The sequence below is a fragment of the Bacteroidota bacterium genome (assembly GCA_017303905.1).
Taxonomy (GTDB): domain Bacteria; phylum Bacteroidota; class Bacteroidia; order B-17B0; family Aurantibacillaceae; genus JAHEYG01.
Genome location: JAFLBH010000001.1, coordinates 991811 through 1005293 on the forward strand (window position 1 = coordinate 991811; position 13483 = coordinate 1005293).

The 13483-nt window shown below is 39.1% G+C and carries 9 protein-coding genes; 4 read left to right on the forward strand and 5 right to left on the reverse strand.

The window, feature by feature from the left end:
* Positions 1 to 69 precede the first annotated feature (69 nt).
* Together J0L69_04200 and J0L69_04205 are read right to left on the reverse strand one after the other, a co-directional pair.
* Positions 70 to 2490 carry a ribonucleoside-diphosphate reductase subunit alpha gene (locus J0L69_04200; GenBank protein MBN8692372.1) on the reverse strand — a complete coding sequence of 807 codons (2421 nt, stop codon included), beginning with the start codon at positions 2488 to 2490 and terminating at the stop codon, positions 70 to 72.
* A gap of 262 nt (positions 2491 to 2752) precedes the next feature.
* On the reverse strand, positions 2753 to 3724 hold the full coding sequence (locus J0L69_04205) for a ribonucleotide-diphosphate reductase subunit beta (protein MBN8692373.1): 972 nt from the start codon (positions 3722 to 3724) through the stop codon (positions 2753 to 2755).
* 390 nt (positions 3725 to 4114) lie between these two features.
* Between J0L69_04205 and J0L69_04210 the strand changes: the two genes are divergently transcribed.
* Positions 4115 to 4975: a DUF4349 domain-containing protein gene (locus J0L69_04210; GenBank protein ID MBN8692374.1), complete on the forward strand. Its 861-nt coding sequence runs from the start codon at positions 4115 to 4117 to the stop codon at positions 4973 to 4975.
* A gap of 521 nt (positions 4976 to 5496) precedes the next feature.
* On the opposite strand, the gene J0L69_04215 is transcribed toward J0L69_04210, so the two are convergent.
* From J0L69_04215 to J0L69_04225, 3 genes are all read right to left on the reverse strand, one after another.
* The gene (locus tag J0L69_04215) at positions 5497 to 6078 is read right to left on the reverse strand and encodes a DUF3109 family protein (GenBank protein MBN8692375.1); all 582 of its coding nucleotides are present in this window, start codon (positions 6076 to 6078) and stop codon (positions 5497 to 5499) included.
* Positions 6079 to 6165: 87 nt separating this feature from the next.
* On the reverse strand, positions 6166 to 7959 hold the full coding sequence (locus J0L69_04220; protein ID MBN8692376.1) for an HYR domain-containing protein: 1794 nt from the start codon (positions 7957 to 7959) through the stop codon (positions 6166 to 6168).
* Between the two features lie 137 nt (positions 7960 to 8096).
* A complete protein-coding gene (locus tag J0L69_04225) occupies positions 8097 to 9662 on the reverse strand; it encodes an HYR domain-containing protein (protein ID MBN8692377.1) in 1566 nt (521 codons plus the stop codon).
* A 217-nt stretch (positions 9663 to 9879) separates the two neighbouring features.
* Between J0L69_04225 and J0L69_04230 the strand changes: the two genes are divergently transcribed.
* From J0L69_04230 to J0L69_04240, 3 genes are all read left to right on the forward strand, one after another.
* Positions 9880 to 10206 carry an iron-sulfur cluster assembly accessory protein gene (locus J0L69_04230; protein MBN8692378.1) on the forward strand — a complete coding sequence of 109 codons (327 nt, stop codon included), beginning with the start codon at positions 9880 to 9882 and terminating at the stop codon, positions 10204 to 10206.
* Between the two features lie 70 nt (positions 10207 to 10276).
* Positions 10277 to 11734 carry a Fe-S cluster assembly protein SufB gene (sufB, locus tag J0L69_04235; GenBank protein MBN8692379.1) on the forward strand — a complete coding sequence of 486 codons (1458 nt, stop codon included), beginning with the start codon at positions 10277 to 10279 and terminating at the stop codon, positions 11732 to 11734.
* Complete coding sequence (locus J0L69_04240) at positions 11734 to 13482, forward strand: hypothetical protein (protein MBN8692380.1); 1749 nt, start codon at positions 11734 to 11736, stop codon at positions 13480 to 13482. The genes sufB and J0L69_04240 overlap by 1 nt, the downstream gene beginning before the upstream one ends.
* Position 13483 lies beyond the last annotated feature (1 nt).

A 13483-nucleotide genomic window follows, 5' to 3' on the forward strand; every position in this document is an offset into this window, starting at 1 on the left:
CAGGGCTTTTGTTTATTTATTAATTATTCTCGCGTCTCGTTCTCGACTACGCTCGAACTGACATTTGTTTTAAGATCCGCAAGCTTCGCATGCATCCGGGTTATCTAAGCTGCAAGCTAATTGCGCTTGTTGCTCTTCATAACTCAATACATGTGTTTGTCCGCGCTCTACTAATAATTGGTCTTCGTTGCCTAATACTTGCACTGCAGGATTTGCTAATGCACCTTGGTCAACTGTAAACTTAATAGCGTCAGCAGCTGCTTTTGTACGTAAGTAATACATACCTGTTTTTAAACCTTTCTTCCATGCATAGAAGTGAGCTGAACTCATTTTCGCGAAGTTCGCATCCTGGATGAATAAGTTTAAAGATTGTGATTGATCGATATAAGCACCGCGGTCTGCTGCCATATCAATAATGGTACGTTGTTTAATTTCCCAAACGGTTTTGTAAATCTCCTTAATGTTTGCAGGAATTTCATCGATGTTTTGTACCGAACCGTTGGCTGCAATGATTTTGTTTTTCAAATTATCATTCCAAATACCCAATTTCACTAAGTCGCGTAATAAATGTTTGTTTACTACTACGAACTCTCCGCTTAATACACGGCGTGTGTAAATATTGCTGGTGTATGGCTCAAAACATTCGTTGTTACCTAAAATCTGAGATGTACTTGCCGTTGGCATTGGTGCTAACATTAATGAGTTGCGTACACCAAACTTTTTAATCTCTTCACGTAACACATCCCACTCCCAACGAGAGCTTGGTGTTACATTCCACATATCCTGCTGGAAGATACCTTGAGAGATTGGAGAACCTGCAAATGTTTCGTATGGTCCGTCAATCTTCGCTAAATCTTTACTTGCTGTTAAGGCCGCGTAATAAATTGTTTCGAAAATTTCAGCGTTTAATTTTTTTGCTTCTTCGCTTTCAAACGGATAACGCATTAAAATAAATGCATCAGCTAAACCTTGTACGCCTAATCCAATCGGACGGTGACGCATGTTTGATTTGCGCGCTTCCGGAATCGGGTAGTAGTTGCGATCGATAATCTTGTTTAAGTTTTTCGTTGCAACGTAAGTAATGTCAAATAATTTTTGGTGATCGAAAGTGCCTGTTTTCTCATCTACGAAACGAGGTAAAGCAATCGATGCTAAGTTACATACCGCTACTTCATCAGCGCTGGTGTACTCAATAATCTCAGTACATAAGTTAGATGATTTAATGGTACCCAAATTCTTTTGGTTAGATTTTGAGTTAGCAGCGTCTTTAAATAACATGTAAGGATTTCCGGTTTCAATTTGCGCGTCGATGATGGCTGCCCATAATTCGCGTGCTTTAATTTGTTTGCGGAATTTTCCTTCGCTTTCGTATTTAGTATATAATTTTTCAAATTCTTCGCTGTGGCAATCGCTTAAGCCCGGACACTCATTCGGACACATTAAGCTCCAATCACCTTCAGCTTCTACACGCTTCATGAATAAATCCGGAATCCATAGTGCGGTAAATAAATCGCGCGCGCGCATTTCTTCTTTACCGTGGTTTTTACGAATGTCAAGGAATTCGTAAATATCCGCGTGCCATGGCTCTAAGTAAACGGCGATAGAGCCTTTACGCTTTCCACCACCTTGATCAACGTAACGTGCAGTTTCGTTGTAAACTTTTAACATTGGGATGATACCGTTTGAAGTACCATTTGTTCCTTTAATATAAGAACCTGTAGCACGCACATTGTGAATGCTGATACCGATTCCGCCTGCGCTTTGAGAAATCTTAGCGCAATTTTTTAATGTATCGTAAATACCATCGATGCTGTCTTCTTTTACTTGTAATAAGAAGCAAGAGCTCATTTGAGGTTTTGGAGTTCCGGCGTTAAATAAAGTTGGTGTTGCATGTGTAAACCAACGTTCGCTCATTAAGTTGTAAGTTTGGATGGCAGCTTCCACATCTTCTTTGTGAATACCAACGGCAACACGCATTAACATGTGCTGTGGGCGTTCAGCAACCATGCCATGCATTTTTAATAAATAAGAGCGTTCAAGCGTTTTAAAACCAAAATAATCATAACCAAAATCGCGATCGTAAATAATCGACGAGTCTAATAATAAAGCGTTCTTCTGAACGATTTCATACACATCGTCGGCAATTAATTGCGCGCGTAAATTTGTTTTAGGGTCGATGTAGTTGTAAAGGGCTTCAACTGTTTTCGAGAATGACTTAATGGTGTTTTTGTGTAAGTTACTTACCGCGATACGAGATGCTAAAGAAGCATAATCGGGGTGACGAACCGTTAACGATGCAGCGGTTTCAGCGGCAAGGTTATCTAATTCACTGGTGGTAACGCCATCATAAACACCATCGATTACTTTTTTAGCAACCTGAATAGGATCTACGTGGGTAGGATCTAAGCTGTAGCTTAATTTTTGAATACGTGCAGTGATCTTGTCGAACTTCACTGATTCACGAGTGCCATCTCTTTTAATTACGAACATACGCCCTGGGGATTAATTGGTTTTTACTTTGGTTTTTTGAGTCTCTTTTTAGTATCTACAAGTTATTACTATAATTTCCTTTTTTTGTTTCCGCTTCAATTTGATTTCAACAATTTGGCGGTTAATTATTTTTTTAAGTTTAGAGGCTAGAAGTCCCATACAAGATTTTGACCTTGTTAAACATTGTACTTCAATTGTTTAATCGGGATTTTTAGCCGACGAATTTTTTACAACCTGAAGGATGATTTCTCATTCCTTCGGGTTAGAAATCTTCGTCCAGCTTAAATACGTTGTTATCCTCCTTCTTGCCCATAACGCCGGCCTTTTGATATTCGGCTACACGTTTTTCGAAGAAGTTGGTTTTGCCCTGTAATGAAATCATTTCCATGAAATCGAAAGGGTTAGCAGCGTTATAGAACTTAGGGCAACCTAATGCTACTAATAAGCGGTCGGCCACAAATTCAATATACTGGCACATTAAATCAGAGTTCATTCCAATTAACTTCACCGGAATAGCATCAGAAATGAATTCTTTTTCGATGGCTACGGCATCGGTGATGATTTTGGTAATTTGCTCGATTGGCATTTTGTTTTTGATATACTGTGTATATAATAAACAAGCGAAATCGCAATGTAAACCTTCGTCGCGGCTGATAAGCTCGTTGCTAAAGCTTAAGCCCGGCATTAAGCCACGCTTCTTTAACCAGAAAATAGAGCAGAATGAACCGGAGAAGAAAATTCCTTCAACAGCAGCAAAAGCAATTAAACGCTCAGCGAAGTTTCCGTTGTTAATCCAACGTAAAGCCCACTCGGCTTTTTTACCTACGCAAGGAACAGTGTCAATCGCGTGGAATAATTTATCTTTTTCTGCAGGATCTTTAATATAAGTATCGATTAATAACGAATAAGTTTCAGAGTGGATGTTTTCCATCATGACCTGAAAACCATAAAAGCAACGAGCTTCCGGTGATTGTACTTCGTTTAAGAAGTTTACCGCTAAGTTTTCGTTTACAATTCCGTCGCTAGCCGCAAAGAAAGCTAATACGTGTTTAATAAAATGACGTTCGTTATCGTTCAATTTATTATTCCAGTCTGTGATGTCAGAAGCTAAATCAATCTCTTCCGCTGTCCAGAAACTGGCTTCAGCTTTTTTATACATTTCCCAAATGTCTTTGTGTTTGATAGGGAATAACACAAAGCGGTCTTTGTTCTCGGCTAATAAGGGTTCGTTCATAGTGCTTTTATATATAAGTTTTAAATAATAGTCTTATTTCAAAGGTTTAAATCGCCGTTTTAGCGAAGTACCCGATTACAAATATTGAAAATTATGTGCCGGAAAACGAAACAACAAATTAACATCGTGAGCCTACTTTTTAACATGAGGAAATTAACCAAAAAAAGTTGAAAAGCCCTGAATGCCTTGATAGTCAAAGCCCGCAGGGCAACATGAAAAAAAGTAAAAAATAATGGCAAAAAAAGTTTTGCGGTACAGGAAATATTTTTAAGTACATTATGGAAACATAAAGTTAGCTGCATCTTAATTAAAGTTAAAGACAAAAAAGCCGAAAGGTTACCAAAAACTAAAAACGGAATCAATTAATAACAACCTATAAAATTTTAAGCCATGAATAATTTCAGTAAAGTTCTTATCGCTGCCACGGTAATTTTTATTTACGCTTGCGGAGCCAATAAGGAAAGTAGTCCGCTTAGTGAAGCTACTTTAGCTAAAGATCAAATGGAATTCAATGCGCCGGCTCCGCCACCACCTCCGGGTGAGGAGCAAAAAGGCGGAGAAGCAGGTTCGGTGGCAGAAAAAGTGCCGGCTGCGGTTTTTGAACGTAAGCTTATTAAGACCGGCGATGTTTCTTTTAAAACCAAAAGCCTAAGCGAAACAAAAAAACAAATTACAGAAGCGTTAAAAGCTGCAGGTGGTTACATCGCTAAGGAAAATGCTTACGATTACAGCGAAAATCCTTCCGAGAATTTAACGGTGCGTGTCCCGGCAAAAAATTTCGATGGATTTTTGAATAAAATTTTAGAAGGTGTGGATGAGTTGGATTCAAAGAATATCGACATACAAGATGTGAGCGAAGAGTTTGTGGATATGGAAGCGCGTTTAAAAAACAAAAAGCAATTGGAAGCGAAGTATCAGGAATTATTAGGCAAGGCCAATAACATGGATGATATTTTGAGAATAGAGAAGGAGATTAGTTACATACGCGAAGATATTGAGTCGACCGAAGGACGATTAAAATACTTGAGCAATCAAGTGAGTTATAGTACACTTACTATTCATTATTACGAGAAGCGCAGCAGCGGATTTAATTTCGGCGGCAAATTCGGCGATGCTTTAAAAAATGGCGGCACCGGATTTTTGTGGTTCTTAATAATTATGGTGCAATTGTGGCCTTTATGGTTAGTTGGCGGATTGGTGTGGTGGTTTATTGTTTGGTTGATTAGAAGAAGAAAGAAGAACAGGATTTAGGATAAAGGATTCAGGAGACAGTGAGGGAGGAGGAAGTTTAAAGGTGTAAGGTAGAAAGTGTAAAGTATAAGTATAAAGTATAAGTATAAAGTATAAGGAGAATGTATGATTGAAGCTCATTGTCATTTCGTCCCTATAGCTATCGGGAGGAGGAAGAAATCTAAATTGAAACGGGAGATTCCTCCTTGCAGTCGGAATGACGCTTGTTTTTAATTTGTCATTTCGAGCTATAGCGATCAATCTTAATTGGTACAGATTCCTCCCTCCGGTCGGAATGACGCTTGTTTTTAATTTGTCATTTCGAGCTATAGCGATCAATCTTAATTGGTACAGATTCCTCCCTCCGGTCGGAATGACGCTTGTTTTTAATTTGTCATTTCGAGCTATAGCGGGCAATCTTAATTGGTACAGATTCCTCCCTCCGGTCGGAATGACGCTTGTTTTTAATTTGTCATTTCGAGCTATAGCGAGAAATCTGTTTACAAAAATATCTGCGTCTATCCGCGTAATCCGCGGGAAACCTATTTTGCTTCTGCTTTTCTGAGTTTGTAAACTTTCAGTAATTCATTAAACCACTCTTTGCCGTATTTTACAGTTAAGGGTTCTTTTAAAAACATAAACACCGGTACATTTAATTTGGCGCCGCATTCGCAAGCGGGTTTACAAATGTTCCAGCGATGATAATTAACGGCATCATAGGTTTTGTGTTTATCAATACGCACCGGATATAAATAGCAAGAGATGGGTTTGCGCCACTTTACTTTTTTGTCGTTGTAAGCTGCTTCAATGGCGCATTTGGCAATTTTGTTTTCATCAAAAAACACAAATGCACATTCGGCACCTTCGCTTACTAAAGTGGTGGTGTAATCACCATCGCTGTCTTTTACCCACGGACCATTCTTCTCTACAGCCTTAATGCCTTTTTTAGTCATGTAAGGTTTTACTTTTGGAAATACTTCTTCTAATAACGGCAATTCCTCTTTATCCAAAGGCGCCCCGCTATCTCCTGCCACGCAGCATTCACCTTTACAAGCGTTGAGGTCGCACACAAATTTTTTATCGAGTAAATCGTCGGATATTAAAGTTTTTCCAATAGCTATCATGCCCACGAAGTTAAATATCTTTATGAAACAAAATAAAAAAGTCCGTTAGTTTTAATTAACGGACTTTCAAAAGAGTTGAGAAAAAAATTATTGTTTGATAATGCTCGACTTATAAACCAATTGATTGTCTTGCATGATTTTCACAATGTAAGTTCCGTTTGCTTTGTTGTTTAATTTCACCTGAGTAGTTTCAGAAGTAATTTTTTCACTAACAACTTTCTCGCCTAATACATTGTAAACTTCCAATGTCATGTTGCTGTTGTAAGTTCCAAGATTTACCACAAACTCACCATTGTTCGGATTTGGATAAACTGAAACGTTATAATTATTAGCTACAAGAGTTTCAAAACCTGTACAAGCCGAAACCGATTGTGTAATCACAGTTGAGTTAACACATCCGCTGCTATCACCGCTAACGGTATAACTTGTGGTTACACTTGGGCTAATTACAATGCTACTATTATTTGATCCGGTATTCCAGGTATATGTTGAGGCGCCGTTTGCTGTTAAAGTAGCAGTTTGTCCGCTGCAAATTAAACTTGTACTGCTCACTGCGGTTACAGTAGGAGTAACATTAATGGTAACAGAGAAAGTACAAGAACCAATGTTTCCTGCGCCGTCCATAGCCATATAAGTTACGTTTGTTACACCTGTATTAAAACTTGTTCCACTTGCGTTAGCTGTACCTGTTCCTGTTGTAGCGCCACTTAAAGAATAAGTAATACTAGGACTTGAACAATTGTCTAATGCAGAAACCGGAGCAATTGAAGAAACAACTGCCGCGCACTGCACTACGTTAGAAGGACAAGTTACAGTTGGGGTTTGAGCATCAACAACGGTAACAGAGAATGAGCAGGTTGTTGTGTTGCTAAATGAATCTACAACCGAAAAAGTTTGAACAGTTGTACCAATAGGGAAAGTAGAACCGCTTGTTAAACCTGCAGTTTGTGTTGTTGTATATGTTCCTGTTCCGTAAGTAATGTAAACAACACCATTTCCTGTATGAACACCTGTCGTATTAACCTGGTTAGTTCCGCCGTTATATGAGCCGCCGCCGCCGCCAACACCTTGTCCTGCTGAATTAGAACCTGAACCACCACCGGAGTATCCGCCGCCGCCTGCACCAACAACGTAACCTGAACCGCTTCCGCCACCGCCGAATCCACCAACAGCTCCACCGGTTCCTGCTAAACCACCATTTAAAAATGATTTACCACCTGATGTTGTCGTCCAACCCGCAGCGCCATCAGTTAACAAACCTCCACCTGCACCAGATGCAAATGTTGCGCCAATGCTACCACCGTTTCCGGCAGTACCACCGGTTCCACCGCCACCGGCACCATTTCCACCTGCAGTTCCGGCTTGTCCGTGTTTATTCGGAGAATCAGTTGCACCTGCAGAACCACCACCACCACCGGCAATGATAATAGGATTGTTTGACATATCGGTTACAAAGGTTCCACCGCCACCTCCGTTACCCCCGGTTGGAGATTGACCTACTAATACTTTCAAAACTTGACCCGGTGTAACTGTAAATGTTCCTCTGATATCAGCACCTAATCCTGCAGGAATAGTGGATGATGTACTGTTTCCGCCTTCAGCACCTAATGCTTGAATGGTCATTGTAGTAACACCCGCAGGAACTGTCCACTGTTGAATGGCTCCTGTATAACTAATCGTTTGTGTTACAAGTCCGCAAGTGGAGCTAACTACCGGAGCTGAATAACTAACAACAGCGCTACAGGTTCCTGTTTGCGCATTAACAGTTAAACTGGGTGGACAATTAATAGACAAGCACTGAGCTTGAGCTTGATTTGACAATCCGAATGCTACAATGGCACCCGCTAATTGTACTTTGAATTTTTGTAGAATTGATTTCATAAAGTTTTTTTGTAAATGTATTTTTAAAGAATAAGGAATTTCGATCAACAAAAGGAAATTTCTTACATGTGTAAGATTTAATTAAAAAGCTTGCATTAAGCGCAAGCTTTTTAGTATTGTTTAAGTATGAATGGAAATTATTGTTTGATAATGCTCGACTTATAAATCATTTGATTGTCTTGCATGATTTTCACAATGTAAGTTCCGTTTGCTTTGTTGTTTAATTTCACCTGAGTAGTTTCAGAAGTAATTTTTTCACTTACAACTTTCTCACCTAATACATTGTAAACTTCCAATGTCATGTTGCTGTTGTAAGTTCCAAGATTTACCACAAACTCTCCGTTGTTTGGATTTGGATAAATTTTCACGCCTGAAAGTGGTGCGATAGCTTCGATACCTGTACACGCAGAAATAGTAACAGAGAAAGTACAAGTTCCAACATTTCCGCTCGCATCAGTGGCAATATAAGTTACATTGGTTACACCCACATTAAATGAGGTGCCGCTCGCATTTGCAGTTCCTGTTCCTGAAGTTGCGCCACTTAATGAATAGGTAATAGTTGGACTAGAACAATTGTCAAAAGAAGAAACCGGAGCAATAGAAGAAACCGGAACGGAAATACATTGCGTAACATCGCCAGGACACGTTACAGTTGGTGTTTCCGCGTCAATAACTGTTACAGAGAAAGAGCAAGTTGCTGTATTGCTGAATGAGTCAACTACTGAATAGGTTTGAACAGTTGTTCCAACCGGAAAACCTGAACCGCTAGGCAAACCTGTAGTTAATGTTGCTGTCGGAGGGACACCGTACGTTAGTACAACTTGTCCGTTACCGGCACGCGTTCCTGTTGCAAACATGGTATTAGTAGCAGTTGGCAATAAGTACCCGCTTCCACCACCACCACCGCGACAGTTTCCGCTTCCTGCACCGCCATACCAGCCGCCGCCGCCGCCATAACCTTCACATCCACACCCACTCGGAGAACCTCCGAAACCAAAACCTCCTGCCATGGCAGTTACACTAAAAGTAGAACATGTGCCGTATCCGCTGGCTGTTTGCGTTGCACCTTGTCCGCCCGGATTTGAAGCATAGCTTGGATCACGGTAACCATCTGTACCAACTAATCCTCCGCCTTGTCCGCCTACAACATGTAAGCTACTCCAGTATCCTGCACCACCGCCACCGCCTGCAACAATGATACGATCGTTATAAGTAATACCACCGCGGCGAACATCCGTTCCGCCTCCGCCGCCTTTACCGGCAGCTTCACCGTTTCCACCGCCGTTAAATCCACCAACAATTCCAGTTGTAGGTTGACCGCCAACATAAATTGCTAAAACTTCTCCGGGAGTAACCGTAAATGTTCCTTTAGCGTAACCGCCAAAATTTGTATTGTTAACCCAATTTGCACCACCTTGTGCACCCCATGTTTCTATTGTAATAGTATTAACACCGGCAGGAACAGTAAATGATTGTGCCGCACCGGTGAAGGCGAAAGTAGATGAAGTCGAAGCCAAGCATGTTCCGGTAACCGCCGGAGCAGAGTAGTTAACCACAGCGCCACAAGTTCCGGTTGTAGCCGTAACTGTAATGTTTGGTGAACAAGTAAGACCCAAGCATTGTGCTTGAAGCGAATTGTAAGAGCCAATAGCTAAAACAGCCAAAGCCAATTGTTTTTTGTAGTTGAGTAAACGTTTTATCATGGATAATTGTTTTTAGCAAAAGTAATCTAAACAAACAATTGAAAGCTTGTTAAAAATCACAGGTTGTGAACAGCGAAGCAACACAAAAGAACTCTTTTAATCGACATAAAAAACAGTGTTTTCTTTTTGTTCACATACCATAAATGTGGTATATTTGTAGTGGAATTAGATTAATTCTAAATAAGAAATATAATAATTAATTTAAAATCAATTAGTTATGATTACAGTATCAGAAGCAGCAAAGGAACATGCGCTTAAATTAATGAAGGAAGACGGTAAGCCGGAAGGTACTTTTATTCGCGTTGGCGTGGAAGGTGGGGGTTGCTCCGGTCTATCATATATGTTAGAGTTTGATAATAACATGAAAGATGGTGATCAGGCTTTTGAAGATAAAGGCATTAAAATAGTAGTTGACCGTAAAAGCTTTTTGTATTTAGTAGGAACTGAATTAGAATATTCGGGCGGACTAAACGGAAAAGGTTTTGTATTTAAAAATCCGAACGCGTCGCGTACCTGCGGATGCGGGGAATCTTTTTCAGTATAAGGTTAAAGGTTTAAAGTGAAAAGATAATATAGTCACGCTTTAAACCTTCTACTTTTCACTTTTTACTAAAATAACAATGTCAAACGAAATTCTAAAAGAACACATCGATTCCGAATATAAGTGGGGATTTACAACTAACATTGATGCCGATACTGCACCTAAAGGTTTAAATGAAGACATCATTCGTTTTATTTCTGCAAAGAAAAAAGAACCATCTTGGTTATTGGATTATCGATTAAAAGCTTTCAAACACTGGAAGAATATGGTGGAGCCGGAATGGGCCCACGTTCAATATACAAAACCTGATTTTCAGGATATCATTTATTATTCGGCACCAAAAGTCAAACCAACGCTCGAAAGTTTGGATCAGGTAGATCCTGAACTCTTAAAAACTTTCGAAAAATTGGGAATTTCTCTCGAAGAACAAAAACGTTTATCGGGAGTACAAAGTAATATTGCAGTTGACGCTGTATTTGATAGTGTATCCGTAAAAACTACATTCAGAGAAACACTGGCCGAAAAAGGAGTTATATTTTGTTCGTTCAGCGAAGCTGTTCAGGAACATCCTGAATTGGTAAAAAAATACATGGGCATGGTTGTGCCGCACACTGATAATTTTTATGCCGCATTAAATGCTGCGGTTTTTAGTGACGGCTCTTTCTGCTACATTCCAAAAGGTGTGCGTTGTCCGATGGAATTATCAACTTACTTCCGTATTAATTCTGCGGGTACCGGACAATTCGAACGTACTTTAATTGTAGCCGATGAAGATTCTTATGTTTCTTATCTCGAAGGATGCACTGCGCCTTCACGCGACGAAAATCAATTGCATGCGGCTGTCGTAGAAATTATCGCGCATAAAAACGCGGAAGTAAAATACAGCACCGTGCAAAATTGGTATCCGGGCGATAAAGATGGAAAAGGCGGCGTTTACAATTTCGTTACGAAGCGTGGCATCTGCTTAGAAGCTAATTCAAAAATCAGCTGGACACAAGTAGAAACCGGTTCTGCGGTAACCTGGAAATATCCTTCTGTGATTTTAAAAGGTGATAATAGTGTTGGGGAATTTTATTCGGTAGCTGTTACCAATAATTACCAGCAAGCTGATACCGGCACAAAAATGATTCACATCGGAAAAAACACGCGCTCTACAATTATATCAAAAGGAATTTCTGCAGGATTCAGTAATAATAGTTATCGTGGCTTGGTTCAGATTCGTAAAGGCGCAAGCAATGCACGAAATTTTTCTCAATGCGATAGTTTATTAATGAGTGACAAATGCGGAGCACATACTTTTCCTTACATTGAGATAAAAGATAAGTCGGGAATTGTAGAACACGAAGCTACAACAAGTAAAATCGGGGAAGATCAGATTTTTTATTGCAAGCAACGAGGTATCGATACTGAAAAGGCCATTGGACTCATTGTAAACGGTTATTGCAAAGAAGTGTTGAATAAATTACCAATGGAGTTCGCAGTAGAAGCACAAAAATTATTAGCGATTAGTTTAGAAGGTAGCGTAGGATAGTGATTGCTTTACAAAATAATTATTCCAAATTAAATTTATACGCGATTGGCTTCATCAGTCTTTTGCTTATTTATTTTTTTGTGTGGCGTACAGATGCAATAGGATACGGTTCTGTTATTGCCGGTGATGGCAATGATTACTACTCTTATCTTATGGCCATCTTTATCGACCATAATTTGGGTCACCAGGATACTTCGCCTTGGTATATAATTCAAACACCAACCGGAACAATAAATGTTCACTTTGTAGGTGTATCGCTAATGTTATTGCCTTTTTTTCTAATTGGTTATGGATGGGCAAACATGGGCGGTTACGAAATCAATGGTATCAGCGAACCATTTCAGAAGATGATAAGTATTGGCGCGCTGTTTTATGCTATCATGGGTTTTTATTTCATCCGTAAACTTTTATTGAAGAAAGAATATTCTGAAACGCATATTGCTTTAATTTCTCTGCTTGTTTTTTTTGGCACCCATCTGTTAAGTTATACTATCACTGAACCAACCATGTCGCATGTGTATTCCTTCGCGCTGATATCCGCTTTTATGTACACATCGTATCGCGTTTTCAATACCTATAAGCTATCTTATTTTATCGCATCCGGTATTTTATTTGGTTTAATCATTCTGGTGCGGCCAATCAATGCGATTATTTTATTTATAATTCCGCTCTGGTCCGATTCATGGAGTGAGTTCATTTACCGCACAAAAGATATTTTATGGAATAATAAATTAAAAATGTTTTCAGCCGGTACCGTTTTTAAATTAACCATTTCAATTCAGTCGTTAATATGGTATTTCCAAAATGGAAAGTTGATGCAGTATACATATAAGGATAACGGTTTGTATCTGTTTAATCCTAGTCCGATTAAAATGCTTTTCGGTTTTAATGGCGGATTATTCATTTATACTCCTTTGTGCTTATTACTTTTATTTGGATTAATACCTATGTATAAAGAGCAGCGCTATTCGTTTTTTGTGCTGAGTGCTTTCCTGCTTTTTGTGTTTTACATTTTATCTTCACATTGGGCTTACACTTATTTTGACGGAATAAGTATTCGTGCATTTGTTGATTTTCTCCCGGTGTTAGCATTACCCGGTGCCGCGCTTATTAAGAAAGTAAGTGAAATAAAAATCAAACCCGTTGCGCTATCCGGAATTACATTAGCAGCATTATTTAACCTGCTCGTTTGTTACCAATATAAAGCCGGCATCATTCCACCGGCCGGCATGAATTTTGAAAAATTCAAATATGTATTATTTAAAACCGATAAAAAATACGCCGGTGTATTAGGCGGATGTAATGATTTAAGACCTTATTCTAAAAAACATCCGGAAGCAAGTTTAAAGTATGAAAATAAATTCGACTCGACTGAATATTTTACTTACAAAGAAAATGAGTTCGGTGTAGAATACCGTTTGGAAAAATTGGGATTCTCCACAAGTAAAATTTTTGTGCGAGTAAAATTAAAGCGTAAGGAAGCAGAGTTAAACAATTCGGAGAAAGCGTTGTTGGTGTTAGATATACAAAATGCGGCAGGCGAAAAGAAAAGTTATCAGGCATACAAATTAAACGATGCGCCTGCTTCTGACTGCTGTGAGTGGAAAGAACGTAAATTCTCCGTTACCATGGATGGTAAATTAGATGCAGAAGACAAATTAGTAATTTATATATGGAATAAAGAGAAAAAGGAATTTTACATAGATGATTTTAAAGTAGAAGTATACAATTATAATTATAGCAACTAAA

Bases quoted from the DNA above. Each gene is read 5' to 3' on its own strand.
- J0L69_04200 (MBN8692372.1), bottom strand. From the start codon at position 2,490: ATGTTCGTAATTAAAAGAGATGGCACTCGTGAATCAGTGAAGTTCGAC.
- J0L69_04205 (MBN8692373.1), bottom strand. From the start codon at position 3,724: ATGAACGAACCCTTATTAGCCGAGAACAAAGACCGCTTTGTGTTATTC.
- J0L69_04210 (MBN8692374.1), top strand. From the start codon at position 4,115: ATGAATAATTTCAGTAAAGTTCTTATCGCTGCCACGGTAATTTTTATT.
- J0L69_04215 (MBN8692375.1), bottom strand. From the start codon at position 6,078: ATGATAGCTATTGGAAAAACTTTAATATCCGACGATTTACTCGATAAA.
- J0L69_04220 (MBN8692376.1), bottom strand. From the start codon at position 7,959: ATGAAATCAATTCTACAAAAATTCAAAGTACAATTAGCGGGTGCCATT.
- J0L69_04225 (MBN8692377.1), bottom strand. From the start codon at position 9,662: ATGATAAAACGTTTACTCAACTACAAAAAACAATTGGCTTTGGCTGTT.
- J0L69_04230 (MBN8692378.1), top strand. From the start codon at position 9,880: ATGATTACAGTATCAGAAGCAGCAAAGGAACATGCGCTTAAATTAATG.